General features: G+C 71.8%; 9 protein-coding genes. 4 read left to right on the plus strand and 5 right to left on the minus strand.

Annotated elements, in window-relative coordinates; translation table 11 throughout:
* Positions 1 to 278 precede the first annotated feature (278 nt).
* Together NQ707_RS08175 and NQ707_RS08180 are read right to left on the minus strand one after the other, a co-directional pair.
* Positions 279 to 1910, minus strand: a complete 1632-nt coding sequence (locus tag NQ707_RS08175; RefSeq protein WP_064725850.1) for an L-lactate permease — start codon at positions 1908 to 1910, stop codon at positions 279 to 281.
* A gap of 177 nt (positions 1911 to 2087) precedes the next feature.
* Entirely contained in the window at positions 2088 to 4193 is a 2106-nt protein-coding gene (locus tag NQ707_RS08180) for a type IIA DNA topoisomerase subunit B (RefSeq protein ID WP_404435393.1), read from the minus strand.
* A gap of 219 nt (positions 4194 to 4412) precedes the next feature.
* Between NQ707_RS08180 and NQ707_RS08185 the strand changes: the two genes are divergently transcribed.
* Entirely contained in the window at positions 4413 to 4622 is a 210-nt protein-coding gene (locus NQ707_RS08185) for a hypothetical protein (protein WP_404435395.1), read from the plus strand.
* Positions 4623 to 4760: 138 nt separating this feature from the next.
* On the opposite strand, the gene NQ707_RS08190 is transcribed toward NQ707_RS08185, so the two are convergent.
* From NQ707_RS08190 to NQ707_RS08200, 3 genes are all read right to left on the minus strand, one after another.
* Positions 4761 to 6359, minus strand: a complete 1599-nt coding sequence (locus NQ707_RS08190) for an RNA polymerase sigma factor (RefSeq protein WP_058730677.1) — start codon at positions 6357 to 6359, stop codon at positions 4761 to 4763.
* Between the two features lie 239 nt (positions 6360 to 6598).
* On the minus strand, positions 6599 to 8092 hold the full coding sequence (locus NQ707_RS08195) for a hypothetical protein (protein WP_404435396.1): 1494 nt from the start codon (positions 8090 to 8092) through the stop codon (positions 6599 to 6601).
* A gap of 148 nt (positions 8093 to 8240) precedes the next feature.
* Positions 8241 to 9164: a proteasome assembly chaperone family protein gene (locus tag NQ707_RS08200; protein ID WP_129357591.1), complete on the minus strand. Its 924-nt coding sequence runs from the start codon at positions 9162 to 9164 to the stop codon at positions 8241 to 8243.
* A 345-nt stretch (positions 9165 to 9509) separates the two neighbouring features.
* On the opposite strand from NQ707_RS08200, the gene NQ707_RS08205 reads away from it, so the two are divergent.
* The 3 genes from NQ707_RS08205 (at position 9510) to sucB (ending at position 14469) form a co-directional block, all read left to right on the plus strand.
* Positions 9510 to 11030, plus strand: a complete 1521-nt coding sequence (locus NQ707_RS08205) for a leucyl aminopeptidase (RefSeq protein WP_404435398.1) — start codon at positions 9510 to 9512, stop codon at positions 11028 to 11030.
* Between the two features lie 220 nt (positions 11031 to 11250).
* The gene (gene lpdA, locus NQ707_RS08210; RefSeq protein ID WP_224799445.1) at positions 11251 to 12624 is read left to right on the plus strand and encodes a dihydrolipoyl dehydrogenase; all 1374 of its coding nucleotides are present in this window, start codon (positions 11251 to 11253) and stop codon (positions 12622 to 12624) included.
* 54 nt (positions 12625 to 12678) lie between these two features.
* Positions 12679 to 14469 carry a 2-oxoglutarate dehydrogenase, E2 component, dihydrolipoamide succinyltransferase gene (sucB, locus tag NQ707_RS08215; protein WP_260008384.1) on the plus strand — a complete coding sequence of 597 codons (1791 nt, stop codon included), beginning with the start codon at positions 12679 to 12681 and terminating at the stop codon, positions 14467 to 14469.
* Positions 14470 to 14503 lie beyond the last annotated feature (34 nt).

Raw genomic sequence — 14503 nt, forward strand, 5'->3', positions numbered from 1 at the left:
TGCTGGCAGCATCCTTCGAACCCGCCCCCCCCCCCCCCGCCCCCCGGGGGCCCCCCCACGGGGGGGGGGCCCGGGGGGCCCCCCCCCCCCCCCCGGGGGGGCCCCCAGGCCCACCCCCCCCCCCCCCCCCCGCGGGGGGGCCGGGCCGCCCCCCCCCCCCCCCCCCCGCCCCCCCCCCCCCCCCCCCCCCCCCCCCCCCCCCCCGGGGGGGGGCGGGCGGCCCCCCCCGGGGGCGGCAGGGATGGGCCGGCGACGGCGTCGGGCCGGAGCACCGGGGACTAGAGCACCAGGGACAGGGCCAGCACCCACAGGCAGGCGTAGGCGAGCAGGCCGAGGCTGTAGGGCAGGGCCAGGCGCATCAGGCGGGACTCCTGCCCGGAGCGGTCCACCGCTGCGGTGGCGATGGCGATGGACTGCGGGGAGACGACCTTCGCCATCAGCCCGCCGGCGGTGCTGGAGGCCACCAGCAGGGTCTGGTTGACCCCGATCTGCCCGGCGGTCACGGCCTGCAGGCCCGCGAAGAGGGTGTTGCTGTTGACCACCGAGCCGGTGACGAACACGCCGATCCACCCGATGATCGGGGACAGCAGGGGGAAGACGGAACCGGCCGCGGCCAGAGCGAGGCCGAGGGTCGAGGACATGCCCGCGAAGCTCATGATGTTCGCCACCGCCATGACGAGGCAGATCATGAGGATCGGGGTGGACAGCTGCCGCCAGGCCCCGGCCAGCTCCTGACCGGCCTCGCGCCAGCCGATGGCGCGGGTGCTCAGCACGGTGATGATCGCCGCGACGAGGATCGCGGTGCCGCTGGCGGAGAGCAGGTTGAGGTTCCACACCGCCGTCAGCGGGGCGTCCTGCTCCACGATCGGGGTGGTGCGGGCCACCGCCTGATGCAGGGCGGGCATCTGCAGGGACAGCGAGGTGAAGGACAGTGGCCCGCCCGGGGCGGTGAGAGCCTTCACGCCCGGCAGGGACCACAGCAGGATCAGCACGGAGAGGATGTAGAAGGGGCTCCAGGCGGCCAGCACCTGTCTGCCGGCGGGGCGATCCCCGCCGGCCGCAGCCGCAGGTTCGGGGGCGCCGGGTTCGCGGTAGATCCGCTTCGGCTGCCAGCGGCGCATCGTCACGGTCAGGGCCACCATCGCGCCCAGCGGCGGGACGATGTCGGCCAGCTCCGGGCCGAGCAGCAGCAGGACCGCGGCCTGCAGCCCGCCGAAGACCAGCCCGGAGACCAGGGCCACGGGGAAGGTCTCGCGCAGCCCGCGCCAGCCGTCCATGATGGCCATCAGCAGGAAGGGCACGGCGGCGGTGACCAGGATGGTCACCAGCACCATCATGGCCGACAGCTCGTGCAGGCCCACCCCGCCCTGCTGGGCCCCGACGATCACGGGGATGCCGATGGCCCCGTAGGAGCCGGCCGCGGCATTGGCCACGAGCGCCAGCATGGCCGCGCGCAGCGGTTCGAAGCCGAGAGCCACCAGCAGCGCCGCGCAGATCGCGATGGGGATGCCGAAGCCGGCCGCGCCCTCCAGGAAGCCGCCGAAGCAGTAGGCGATGAGCAGGACCTGCACCCGCTGGTCCGTGGAGATCGCGGCGATCGAGGCCCGGATGGTCTCGAACTTCCCGGCGCGCACCGCGATGCGGTACAGCCAGACGGCCATCAGCACGATCCAGCCGATGGGCCACAGGCCGTTGAGCACACCGTAGACGGCGGCCGAAGCGGCCGAGGGCACGGGCAGCCCGAAGACCGCGGTGCCCAGCACGGCGGTGAGCGCCAGGGCGATGATCGCGGCGGTGATGCCCTTGAGTTTGAACAGGGTCAATCCGAGGAGGAAGACGAGGATGGGCAGGGCCGCGACGAGAGCGGAGAGCCAGAGGGAGCCCAGCGGGTCGTAGTGCTGCAGGAACATGTCCGGTGCGAGCCTTTCGTGTTCTCGGAAGGCCCCGTCCGTGAGCGCCATCGTCCACGCGTGCCGGGGATCCTCCGGACCCGAGTCTACCCAGCAGAACACTCACGAACCCACATAAACCCACACGAACGCAGTATGTGACGGCGTGACCTTCGTCAAGCCGCACGACCCGCCGGCTCAGGCGTCGATCTGCTCCAGGTCCAGCTCGTCCGCGTGGGAGATGATGAAGTCCTTCCGGGGGGCCACCTCGGAGCCCATCAGCAGGGAGAACGCCCGCTCGGCGGCCTGGGCGTCCTCGATGCGCACCCGGCGCAGCAGGCGCTGGCGCGGGTCCATCGTGGTCTCGGCCAGCTGGTCCGCGTCCATCTCCCCCAGGCCCTTGTACCGCTGGATCGGCTCCTTGTACCGCTGCCCCTCGGCCTCCAGGCGGGCCAGCACCTCGTGCAGCTGCTTCTCCGAGTAGGTGTAGACCATCTCGTTGTCCCTGCCCCGGCGCACGATCTCCACCCGGTGCAGCGGGGGCACCGCGGCGTAGACCCGCCCGGCCTCCACCAGCGGGCGCATGTAGCGGTAGAACAGCGTCAGCAGCAGGGTGCGGATGTGCGCGCCGTCCACATCGGCGTCGGTCATCATCACGACCTTGCCGTAGCGGGCGGCGTCGAGGTCGAAGGTGCGCCCCGAGCCGGCCCCGATCACCTGGATCAGCGCCGCGCACTCGGCGTTGGCCAGCATGTCCGTCAGGGAGGCCTTCTGCACGTTGAGGATCTTCCCGCGGATGGGCAGCAGGGCCTGGTAGTGGGAGGCCCGGGCCAGGCGGGCCGTGCCCAGCGCGGAGTCGCCCTCCACGATGAACAGCTCGGAGTGGGCGACGTCGTCCGTGCGGCAGTCCACCAGCTTGGCCGGCATCTGCGAGGTCTCCAGGGCGTTCTTGCGCCGCTGGGTCTCCTTGTGCACCCGCGCGGAGATCCTGGATTTCATCTCCGCGACGATCTTCTCCAGCACCTGCCCGGCCTGCTGCTTCTGCGCTCGGGCCGAGGAGGTCAGGGTCTTCTCCAGCTGCTGGGAGACCACCTTGGAGACGATCTGGCGGGCCGCGGGAGTGCCCAGGATCTCCTTGGTCTGGCCCTCGAACTGCGGCTCCACGAGGCGGACGTTGAGCACGGCGGTGAGTCCGGCCAGGGCGTCGTCCTTCTCCACTTTGTCCGTGCCGGCCTTGAGCTTGCGGGCGTTGGCCGCGATCTGCTGGCGCACGGTCTTCAGCAGCCCCTGCTCGAAGCCGGTCAGGTGGGTGCCGCCCTTGGGGGTCGCGATGATGTTGACGTAGGAGCGCACGGTGGTCTCGTAGCCGATGCCCCAGCGCAGCGCCACGTCCACCTCGCACTCGCGCTGCACCTCCTGCAGCTGCGAGCGCCCGTCGGGCCCGAGCACGGGCACGGTCTCGGTGAAGGCCCCGGTGCCCTGGAAGCGCCAGACGTCGGTCACCGGCGCGTCCGGGGCGAGGAACTCCACGTATTCGGCGATGCCGCCGTCGTGCTGGAAGACCTCCTCGTGCGGGCCCTCGGCCCCGGCCGTGCCGGGAAGCCTGCGCTCGTCCGTGATGGACAGGCGCAGGCCGGGCACCAGGAAGCTGGTCTGGCGAGCCCGCTGCACGAGGTCCTCGTAGCCGAAGGCGGCGTCCGGGGTGAAGATCTGCCGGTCGGCCCAGTAGCGCACCCGGGTGCCGGTGGCCCCGCGGCGGGCCTTCCCGACCACCCGCAGGGCTTCCCCGGGCTCGACCGGGGTGAAGGGGGCGTCCGGGGAGGGGGCTCCGGTGTCGTCGAAGGTCCCCGGGATGCCGTGGCGGAAGGACATCTGGTGGGTCTTCCCGCCCCGGTCCACCTGCACGTCCAGGCGGGAGGACAGGGCGTTGACCACGGAGGCGCCGACCCCGTGCAGGCCGCCGACGGCGTTGTAGGTGCCGCCGCCGAACTTGCCGCCGGCGTGCAGCTTGGTGAAGACCACCTCGACGCCGGTGAGTCCGGTGCGCGGTTCGATGTCGGTGGGGATGCCGCGCCCGTCGTCGCGCACCTCCACGGAGCCGTCCCGGTTGAGCACGATGCCGATGGCCTGGCCGTACCCGGCCAGGGCCTCGTCCACGGAGTTGTCGATGATCTCCCACAGGCAGTGCATCAGCCCGCGGGAGTCGGTGGAGCCGATGTACATGCCGGGGCGCTTGCGCACCGCCTCCAGGCCCTCCAGGACGGAGAGCTGACGTGCCGTGTACTCGGACTGCTGGGGACTCACGGAAACGGTGCTCCTCACGGGGACGGGCGGGTGCGGGCGGGGTCGGGACAGTGCCCCAGTCTACGACGGGCGCGGGCAGCACCCATGCCCACAGCGAACTGGACGGGGCCGGGATGACATCGGGGGTGCTCCGTGTTTGCATGGATGGACATCAGCGCCGCCCCGATCCCCCGCCGCGTGCGGGTGCAGGGGCGGGAACGACTCGTCAGGAGGACCATCATGACGGCAACTCTGGAAGCACGCCAGCTCGACGCGACCGACCGCTGCGACTCCTGCGGAGCCCAGGCCTACGTGCGCGTCGTGCTGGAATCGGGCGGGGAGCTGCTGTTCTGCGCCCACCACGCCAGCGCCAACGAGGCCAAGCTGCGCCCGATGGCCAGCATCTGGCAGGACGAGCGGGATCGGCTCACCACGCCCGCCGCGGTCTGAGATCTCCTCGGGCAGCCACGCGAAGAACCCCGCATCGCCGACACGGCGGTGCGGGGTTCTTCGCGCTCTGAGGCGGGTCCGAGAGGATCCCGGCGGGCCGGTGAGCCGCACCAGCGGCCTCCCCGACCCGGGTCCGGCTCAGTCCAGGTAGTCCCGCAGCACCTGGGAGCGGGAGGGGTGGCGCAGCTTGGACATGGTCTTGGACTCGATCTGGCGGATCCGCTCGCGGGTCACGCCGTAGACCTTGCCGATCTCATCGAGGGTCTTCGGCTGACCATCGGTCATGCCGAAGCGCATGGCCACCACGCCGGCCTCCCGCTCGGAGAGGGTGTCCAGCACGGAGTGCAGCTGCTCCTGCAGCAGGGTGAAGGACACGGCGTCGGCGGGGACCACGGCCTCGGAGTCCTCGATGAGGTCGCCGAACTCGGAGTCCCCGTCCTCGCCCAGCGGGGTGTGCAGGGAGATCGGCTCGCGGCCGTACTTCTGGACCTCCACGACCTTCTCCGGGGTCATGTCCAGCTCCTTGGCCAGCTCCTCCGGGGTGGGCTCGCGGCCGAGGTCCTGCAGCATCTGCCGCTGCACGCGGGCCAGCTTGTTGATGACCTCGACCATGTGCACGGGGATGCGGATGGTGCGGGCCTGGTCGGCCATCGCCCGGGTGATCGCCTGCCGGATCCACCAGGTGGCGTAGGTGGAGAATTTGAAGCCCTTGGAGTAGTCGAACTTCTCCACCGCGCGGATCAGGCCCAGGTTGCCCTCCTGGATCAGGTCCAGGAAGAGCATGCCGCGCCCGGTGTAGCGCTTGGCCAGGGAGACCACCAGGCGCAGGTTGGCCTCCAGCAGGTGGTTCTTGGCCCGCTTGCCGTCGTGGATGACCCAGCGCAGCTCCTTGCGCAGCTGCGGGTCCAGGGTGTCCCCCTCGGTCTTCATCTTGTGCTCGGCGTACAGCCCGGCCTCGATGCGCATCGCCAGGTCCACCTCCTGCTCGGCGTTCAGCAGGGAGACCTTGCCGATCTGCTTGAGGTAGTCCTTGACCGGGTCCGCGGTGGCACCGGGGGCCTGCACGCGCAGGGCCGGCTCGTCGTCGTCATCGGAGGTGGAGATCACGAAGCCGTTGCCGCGCGCGGCCACGGTCTTCTTCTCCTTCTTGTCCTCGTCCTCGACGACCTCCTCCTCGGTCTCCTCGGCCTGGTCCTCGACGTCGGCGCTGTTGGCCAGCTCCTCGATCTCATCGGCCTTGGTCTTGCGCGCACCCTTCTTCGGGGCGGCCTTAGCGGCCGAGCGCGAGCGGGTGGAGGTCTTCTTCGCGGTGGCGGTGCGGGTCCCGGACTTCGCCGTGGTGCCCGACTTCGCGGCGGACTTGGCCCGCGTGGTCTTGCCCGCGGAGGTCTTGGCGGCACCGGTCTTCGTCCCGCCGGTCTTGCCCGCACCGGCCTTGGCGGCGGTCTGACCGGCGTCGGTCCCGGACTCAGCGGTCTTGGCGGCCGCGGTCTTTGCCGCAGCGGTCCCGGCGGTCTTCGTCCCGCTCTTGCGCGCGGTGGTCTTGCCGGCGGGCTTGGTGGCGGTGGACTGGGCGCCGCTCTTGGCGGCCGCGGTCTTGGTTCCGCCGGCCTTCGCCGCGGACGCGGAGCGCGCGCTCGAACGCCGGGCCGTGGTGGTGCCGGCGGACGTCGTGGTCGTGGTGGCCGCGGCGGAGTCGGTCCGCTCGGCGGTCGTCTTCTGGGCAGCAGGAGACACTCAAGAGCCTTTCTTCCCGGTGGTCGGACGTCAGATGCGCCCGAAACGCCTATGACCCTGTCAAGTCCGGCGTCCTCCGTGAGGACGATTCCCACTGCCGGGCCCGCATGGCCGTTCGGTGGTGACAACGCCCGGGGCCGCACCGCTTATTCCCGTCGGCGCAGATTTCTCCGACGGATCTGTTGACGCCGCGACCCCGCGGGGTAATGGACTCCCCCCCCCCGCAGCAGCCCGGGGGGTCAGTCCCGGTGGAACAGCCACTCCGGCAGGTATCCCCGATCCAGCAGTCCGCTCACCAGCACCACGGCCTGCCCCAGGATCGGGTCCTGCGCCGCCTCCAGGCGACGGTAGGCCTCCCGGGTGCACCCCTCCTGCCAGGCCAGCAGGGACAGCCCCACCTCGGCCCCCGAGGCCCAGGGCTGCTCGCCGTCGGCGGCGATCAGCCCCAGCAGGAAGCGCAGGGCGCAGCGCCGGTCCGGATCGGGTGCGGTCGATCCCCGACCGAAGATCAGCTCCAGGGCGGAGACCGTCAGGGGGTCGTCTTCCGGCGGACCCGCGGGCTCCGGGTCGGCGTCGGAGACGGGCTGGTTCTCCGCGGCCTCGGTGAGCGTGTCCAGGCGCCGCTCCAGCCACCCCCGCAGGGCCTCGCCGTGCCGGGGGCCCAGCTGGGCCGCGGCGAGCATCGTGAGCACCCCGCAGATGCCCGGCAGGCGAGCGCCCAGGGCCGCGGCATCCTCCGGCGCGGTGGCCTCGGCCAGACTCGCGCGCAGGACTGCGGCCTCGGGGCTGGCGGCGTCCGGGGACCAGCCCTGCTCTTCGGCCCGCACGCGGTGGGCTCGACACAGCCGGGCCATGCGATCCAGCGCGTCGCCGAGGCGCCGCTGCTCCTCGAGGGCCGGCGCCCGCCGGGGCCCCTGCGGGGTCGGCGGCCAGCATCCGGTGTCGGGATCGTGATCGGCAGCCAAGCGCAGGAAGATCTCGGCGCAGCGGCTGCGGAAGGAGTCGCGCCAGGCCCGGGCCCGGTCCCGTCCGCACAGGGCCTCCAGGTCGGGAATGCCCGGCAGCGGCTGCACCGCGCCGACCGGGGACCGGGCGCTCAGCGGATGACCGCCGACGGCCGCCGCGACGGCCACCGGGGAGGCGAGGACGTCCTCCAGGGTCCCGCCGCCGTCCACCAGCCAGCAGGCCTCGCCCACGCGGTGCTCGGGCGGGGCCAGCAGCGGGGCGAACTCCCCGTCGGCGCTGCCCACGCTCAGCCGCCCCCAGCGCCCTGCGCTCCGGTCCATGACCAGCAGCTCCCGGGGCCGGGCCCCGCGCAGTCCCGCGGCGGCCGCCGCGTGCATGCTGGCCAGCAGCACCGCGGTCTCGGCGAGGAAGGAGGCGGCCTCGGGAGGCCGCCCGGTGTCCAGGAGACGCCGGGCCTCGGGCGCGAGCGGGGCCGTGCGGTGGGTGTAGGCCACGGTGAACATCCCGTCGGGGGCGCTGCTGCGCTGCACCTGCTCCAGCACGGGCTCCAGGCACCCGGCCCAGGAGCCGATGTCCTCGCCGGGATCCGGCAGGGGCAGGGTCAGGCACGGGCCCAGGCGCTGGTCGGTGAAGAAGATCAGGGCGAGGCACTCCTGCGGCCAGCGGCCGGAGTGCAGGGGCAGCAGGGCGATCACGTCCTGGGCCCGGGTGATCGGGGTGCCGGGGTCGGCGTCGAGGGGCAGGTCGGAGGCTGGGGATGTCGTCATGGCCCCAGGGTGCCCGAGGGCCCAGACCCCGTCCCCGAGCGAGGCCGCGCGATTCCGGCGTCCCTGTGGATGGGCGGGCGGATCCCGCCGGAGATCGTGCGCCTGGGGAAACTCCCGTCCCCGCTGCGGCGCCACCAGAGCCTCGGGCTCAGTCCTCCGAGGAGTCTTCGTCCTGTTCGGCCAGGAAGGCCTCGATGGTCGCGCCCAGCTCGTCGGCGTCGGGGATCTCGGATTCGTCCCGCGCCAGCAGGGACCGCTGGGCGGAGCCTCCGACGTGCTCGTCGTAGCGCTGCTCCAGGTGGGTGACGATGGCCTGGACCTCCGGGGAGCCGCTGACCTGGTCGTCGATCTGCTGCTCGACCTCGCGCCCGGATTCCCGCAGTCGGTCCGTGGGAAGGTTCAGGTGCGTCGCGGCCCCCAGGTGCTCCAGGGCGATCAGCGCGGCCTGGGGCAGCTCGGCGTCGGCGAGGTACTGCGGGACGTTCACCGTGTACCCGATCGTGTCGAAGCCCCGCTCGCCGAGGACGACCTCCAGCATCTGAGCCGCGGAGCCGCCGAGCTCGGCGATCGGCTTCCACAGGGAGATCCCGGCGATCAGGTCCTCCCGGTTGCCGTGCGCGGTCACCGGCAGCGGTCGGGTGTGCGGCACGGGCATGGGCATCGAAGACACGGAGGCCACCAGAGAGACGTCGAGGGTCTCGGCCAGTTCCACGACGGACTGCGCGAACCGCTGCCACAGCAGGTCCGGCTCGGGCCCGGACAGCAGCAGGAACGGCTGTCCGAGCCCGTCGGTCACGGCCCGCAGGGACAGCTCCGGCAGGTCCAAGTCCTCGAAGTGGTCCTCGATGAACTTCACCCGGGGGCGCCGGGAGCGGTAGTCGTAGAGCCGGTCGACGTCGAATTCGGCGACCTGCTGGGAATCCAGCGTCTCCAGGATCTCCTCCCCCACCTGGCGCGCAGCCTGCCCGGCCTCGGCGTAGCCGGTCATGGCCACGACCAGCGGCAGGCCCTTCAGCCGGGGATCGCCCAGCAGCCCCGCGTGACCCAGGTAGAGCTTGTGCGATTCGTGCATGGTGCCGATTCCCCTTCCTCACGTGCCCCCGGGCCCGACGGGTGAGAGGGCCCGATGAGCGGCGACACGGCCTGATCCAGATCCCGGCGCGTCCGGGCGGGGAACACGTTCCGGCCCACCGGAAGAGGGCCTTTCGGGGTGATCCGCCCGACACCTGCGGCCCGGTGAGGGCCTAAGGTGGTGGTGTGCGCGCCGCGGGGCGCCGCCGGATGGCTCGACGTCCCGTGTCTGTAGCAACGGTACCGGCGCCCGCGGTATTTCCCGCCTCCGGGTGAGCCGCGGCGCAGTGCACCGGCTTGCGGCGGCGCTGACTGCATCCCCGTTTTCCGAGCAAGGAGAGCTTCCATGACCGAATCCCACGATCTGGCCCTGTCCGTCACGGCCCCCGACGACGGTCTCGAGGTCCGGGCGCTCGTCGTCGGCGTCCTGCCCTCGGGGCAGGGGGCCCGGCTGGCCCCGCACCACCTGCCGGAGGAGACGGCGGAGGGTCTGCAGGCCGTCCTGACGGACCTCGGCATCACCGGGGCCCGCGATGAGGTCCGCCGCCTGCCGGGGGCCGAGTCCACCGGGGCCGACGTGCTGGTGCTGGTCGGCATGGGCGAGCTGCCCGAGGAGGGCCGGGCGCGCCTGGATGCCCTGCGCTACGCGGCCGGCTCCGCGATCCGACAGCTGCACGGCATGGACAGCGCGGCCCTGGACCTGCCGGCGGGCGACGTCGCGGAGGCCGGGGCCCTGGCCGAGGGGGCGGCCTTCGGGGCCTTCGTGGACCCGATGCACCGGACCTCCGAGGAGGATCGGCAGCGCACCCCGGTGGGCGAGGTCGTGATCCTCACGGAGGTGGAGGCCGAGGAGGCCGAGCCGGTCCTGACCCGGGCGCTGATCCTGGGCGAGGCCGTGGATTCGACCCGCCGCCTGGTCAACGAGGCCCCGAACCACCTGTATCCCGATTCCTTCGCCGGCCGGGTCCTGGAGCGGGTGGCCGGGATCGACGACGTCGAGGTCGAGGTCCTGGACGAGGAAGCCCTGGCCGAGGGCGGCTTCGGAGGGATCCTCGGCGTGGGCCGCGGCTCCCACCGCCCGCCGCGCCTGGTGGTCGTGGACTACCGTCCCGAGGACGCCGGGCAGCACATGGCCCTGGTCGGCAAGGGCATCACCTTCGATTCCGGCGGACTGTCCCTGAAGCCGGGCACCGGCATGATGACCATGAAGTCGGACATGGCCGGGGCCGCGGCCGTGCTGAACACGGTGGCCGCCGCGGCGGAGCTGCGCCTTCCCCTGCGGGTCACGGGGTACCTGTGCCTGGCCGAGAACCTGCCCGGCGGCGGGGCGACCCGCCCGGAGGACGTGCTGGTCATGCGCGGGGGCACCACGGTGGAGGTCCTCAACACCGACGCCGAGGGTCGCCTGGTGATGGCCGACGGGCTGGCCTACGCCTCCGAGCAGTCCCCGGACTACCTGCTCGACGTCGCCACCCTGACCGGGGCGCAGGTGGTGGCCCTGGGCGAGCGGTACGCGGCGGTGATGGGCGAGGAGTCCCTGCGCGAGTCCGTCGCCGAGGCCGGTGCGGAGGCGGGCGAGCCGTTTTGGCCGATGCCCCTGCCGGAGGAGCTGCGCGCCGGGCTGAAGTCGCCCGTGGCGGATCTGAAGAACATCGGCGCGGGCCGGGCCGGCGGGATGCTCACGGCCGGGCTGTTCCTGCAGCGCTTCGTCGGGGAGGTCGACGGGCAGCAGATCCCGTGGGCCCACCTGGACATCGCCGGGCCGTCCTTCAACGAGGGCTCGGAGTACGGGTTCACCCCGAAGCAGGGCACCGGGGTGGCCGTGCGCACCCTGGTCACCCTGGCCGAGCGCATCGCGGGGGCCTGAGCCCCTCTCCTCCTCGGTGGCGCCGCGGGGTCGGTCTCGACCGGTCCCGCGGCGCCTCCGGTTTCGGGGGCCGCCGGGATCGGACTCCGTCGGGGGTCGGGCTTCGTCGGGACGCGGCGCGGCAGGTGGAGCGGTGCCGGACGGCACTATAGGGTAGGTGGTGACTGACCCACACGTCGCGGACCGATGGAGGTCCGATCCACACTCGAGGAGCGTCCACGTGGCCGATTCGCCCAAAGCTTTCGACATTCTCATCCTCGGCGGAGGCAGCGCGGGCTACGCCGCCGCCCTGCGCGCCGTCCAGCTCGGCTTCAGCGTCGGTCTGATCGAGGGCTCCAAGGTCGGCGGCACCTGCCTGCACTGGGGCTGCATCCCCACCAAGGCGTACCTGCACTCCGCGGAGGTCGCCGAGGAGGCCCGCGAGTCCGAGAAGTACGGCGTCAAGCTCTCCTACGAGGGCATCGACATGGCCGCCGTGCGGGACTACAAGGACAAGATCATCGCCGGCAAGTTCAAGGGCCTGCAGGGCCTGCTGAAGATGCGCGGGGTCACCGTCATCAACGGCTGGGGCCGCCTGACCGGGGAGCGCACCATCGAGGTGGACGGCACCGAGTACACCGGCGAGCACATCATCCTGGCCTCCGGCTCGGTGTCCAAGACCATGGGGCTGGAGATCGGAGGTCGGATCATGACCTCCACCGAGGCCCTCGAGCTGGACTACCTGCCGAAGTCCGCGATCGTGCTCGGCGGCGGCGTGATCGGCTCCGAGTTCGCCTCCATGTGGAACTCGATGGGCGTGGACGTCACGATCATCGAGGGCCTGCCGCACCTGGTGCCCAACGAGGATCCGGCGATCATCAAGGTCGTGGAGCGCTCCTTCAAGAAGCGCGGCATCAAGTCCAACCTCGGCACCTTCTTCGAGAAGGTCGAGCAGGACGACGACGGCGCCAAGGTGACCCTGGCCGACGGCAAGGAGTTCGACGCCGACATCGTGCTGGTGGCCGTGGGCCGCGGTCCGAACACCAAGGACATGGGCTACGAGGAAGCCGGGATCACGATGGACCGCGGCTTCGTCATCACCGACGAGCGCCTGCACACCGGCGTGGGGAACATCTACGCCGCCGGGGACATCGTCCCGGGTCTGCAGCTGGCCCACCGCGGCTTCCAGCAGGGCATCTTCCTGGCCGAGGAGATCGCCGGGCTGAACCCGGTGGTCGTCGCGGACATCGACATCCCCAAGGTCACCTTCTGCGATCCGGAGATCGCCTCGGTGGGCTACACCCAGCCCAAGGCCGAGGAGAAGTTCGGCAAGGAGAACATCGAGGTCTCCGAGTACAACCTCGCCGGCAACGGCAAGTCCTCGATCCTCGGGACCGGCGGCATCGTCAAGCTCGTGCGGGAGAAGGACGGCCCGATCATCGGCGTGCACGCCGTGGGCCGGCGCATGGGCGAGCAGATCGGCGAGGCCCAGCTGATCGTGAACTGGGAGGCCTACCCCGAAGACGTCGCCAAGCTCATCCACGCCCACCCGACGCAGAACGAGTCCCTCGGCGAGGCGGCCATGATGCTGGCCGGGCACCCGCTGCACGGCTGAGCCACCGCACCACCCCGCGCACAGGCACAAATCACTAGGAGAAACGGGAAGACGATGTCCGAAACCGTAGAACTGCCCGCACTCGGCGAATCCGTGACCGAGGGAACCGTGACCCGCTGGCTCAAGGCCGTCGGCGACTCCGTGGAGGTCGACGAGCCGCTGGTGGAGGTCTCCACCGACAAGGTCGACACCGAGATCCCCTCCCCCGTGGCCGGGGTCATCGAGGAGATCCTCGTGGAGGAGGACGAGGAGGTGGAGGTCGGCGCCCCGCTGGTGAAGATCGGCGACGGCTCCGGCGCCTCCTCCTCCGACGATGACGCCGCCGAGGACTCCGCCGCGGCCGAGGAGTCTGATGACTCCGCGCAGCAGGAGACCGAATCCGAACCCGAGACCCCGGCCGAGGAGAAGGAGCAGAAGGACGAGGAGTCCTCCTCCGCTTCCAGCGGCTCCGGTGAGGCCCAGGAGGTCACCCTCCCGGCTCTGGGCGAGTCCGTGACCGAGGGGACCGTGACCCGCTGGCTCAAGGAGATCGGCGAGACGGTCGAGGTGGACGAGCCGCTGGTGGAGGTCTCCACCGACAAGGTCGACACCGAGATCCCCTCCCCGGTGGCCGGCACGCTGCTGGAGATCAAGGTCCAGGAGGACGAGGAGGCCGAGGTCGGCCAGGTCCTCGCCCTGGTCGGCGAGCAGGGTGCCTCCGCGGGGTCCGCCGAGCCGGAGCCCGCCCCCGAGCAGCAGGCCCCGGCCGAGCAGAAGGAGGAGAAGAAGGAGGCCGAGCAGCCGAAGCAGGAGTCCTCCGCGGCCCGGGCCGAGCAGCGCTCCGCGAAGCAGCAGAGCAAGGCCCCGGAGCCGGCCGCTGCCACCCCCGCCGCCGGACAGTCCTCCGGGACCCCGTACGTCACTCCGCTGGTGCGCAAGCTGGCCAAGCAGGAGGGCATCGACCTGTCCACCATCGAGGGCACCGGCGTCGGCGGTCGCATCCGCAAGCAGGACGTGCAGGCCGCGGTCGAGGCGAAGAAGAGCCAGGGCTCCGCCTCCGCCGAGCAGAGCGCTCCCGCCTCCGCACCGGCTCAGGCCGCCCCGCGCGCCGAGAAGCCGGCCCAGGCCCCGAAGCCGTCGGCCAAGCGCGGCACCACGGAGAAGGCCCCGCGCATCCGCCAGGTCATCGCCAAGCGGATGAAGGAGTCCCTGGAGGTCTCCGCGCAGCTGACCCAGGTCACCGAGGTGGATATGACCCGGGTGGCGATGCTGCGCAACCGCGCCAAGGCGGACTTCCAGGCCCGCGAGGGCGCCAAGCTGACCTTCCTGCCCTTCTTCGCGAAGGCCGTGACCGAGGCGCTGCAGCAGCACCCGGTGCTCAACGGCTCCTTCGACGAGGAGAAGAAGGAGATCACCTACAACGCCTCCGAGGACCTCGCCTTCGCCGTGGACACCCCGCGGGGTCTGCTGGTCCCGGTGGTCCCGAACGCGGGCGACCTGAACCTGGCCGGTCTGGCCAAGAAGATCGCCGACGTCGGGGCGCGCACCAAGGACGGCTCGATCGGCCCGGATGAGCTCTCCGGCGGCACGTTCACGATCACGAACATCGGCTCCTTCGGGGCCCTGTTCGACACCCCGATCATCAACCAGCCGCAGGTGGGCATCCTGGGCACCGGCACCATCGTGAAGCGGCCCATGGTCGTCACGGACGCCGACGGCAACGACTCGATCGCGATCCGCCACATGTGCTACCTGTCGCTGACCTACGATCACCGGCTGGTCGACGGCGCGGACGCCGGACGCTTCCTGGCGACCGTGAAGAAGCGCCTCGAGGAGGGGCAGTTCGAGGCCGAGCTCGGCCTCTGAGGCTCCCGGATCCCGGACTCCACGGCCCGCTGAC

It is taken from the genome of Rothia sp. BD8, from assembly GCF_044878465.1.
Classification (GTDB): Bacteria; Actinomycetota; Actinomycetes; order Actinomycetales; family Micrococcaceae; genus Rothia; species Rothia kristinae.

Excerpts from the sequence above, each read along its gene's own strand:
- NQ707_RS08175 (WP_064725850.1), bottom strand. The coding sequence starts at position 1,910 with ATGTTCCTGCAGCACTACGACCCGCTGGGCTCCCTCTGGCTCTCCGCT.
- NQ707_RS08185 (WP_404435395.1), top strand. The coding sequence starts at position 4,413 with ATGACGGCAACTCTGGAAGCACGCCAGCTCGACGCGACCGACCGCTGC.
- NQ707_RS08195 (WP_404435396.1), bottom strand. The coding sequence starts at position 8,092 with ATGACGACATCCCCAGCCTCCGACCTGCCCCTCGACGCCGACCCCGGC.
- NQ707_RS08200 (WP_129357591.1), bottom strand. The coding sequence starts at position 9,164 with ATGCACGAATCGCACAAGCTCTACCTGGGTCACGCGGGGCTGCTGGGC.
- NQ707_RS08205 (WP_404435398.1), top strand. The coding sequence starts at position 9,510 with ATGACCGAATCCCACGATCTGGCCCTGTCCGTCACGGCCCCCGACGAC.
- sucB (WP_260008384.1), top strand. The coding sequence starts at position 12,679 with ATGTCCGAAACCGTAGAACTGCCCGCACTCGGCGAATCCGTGACCGAG.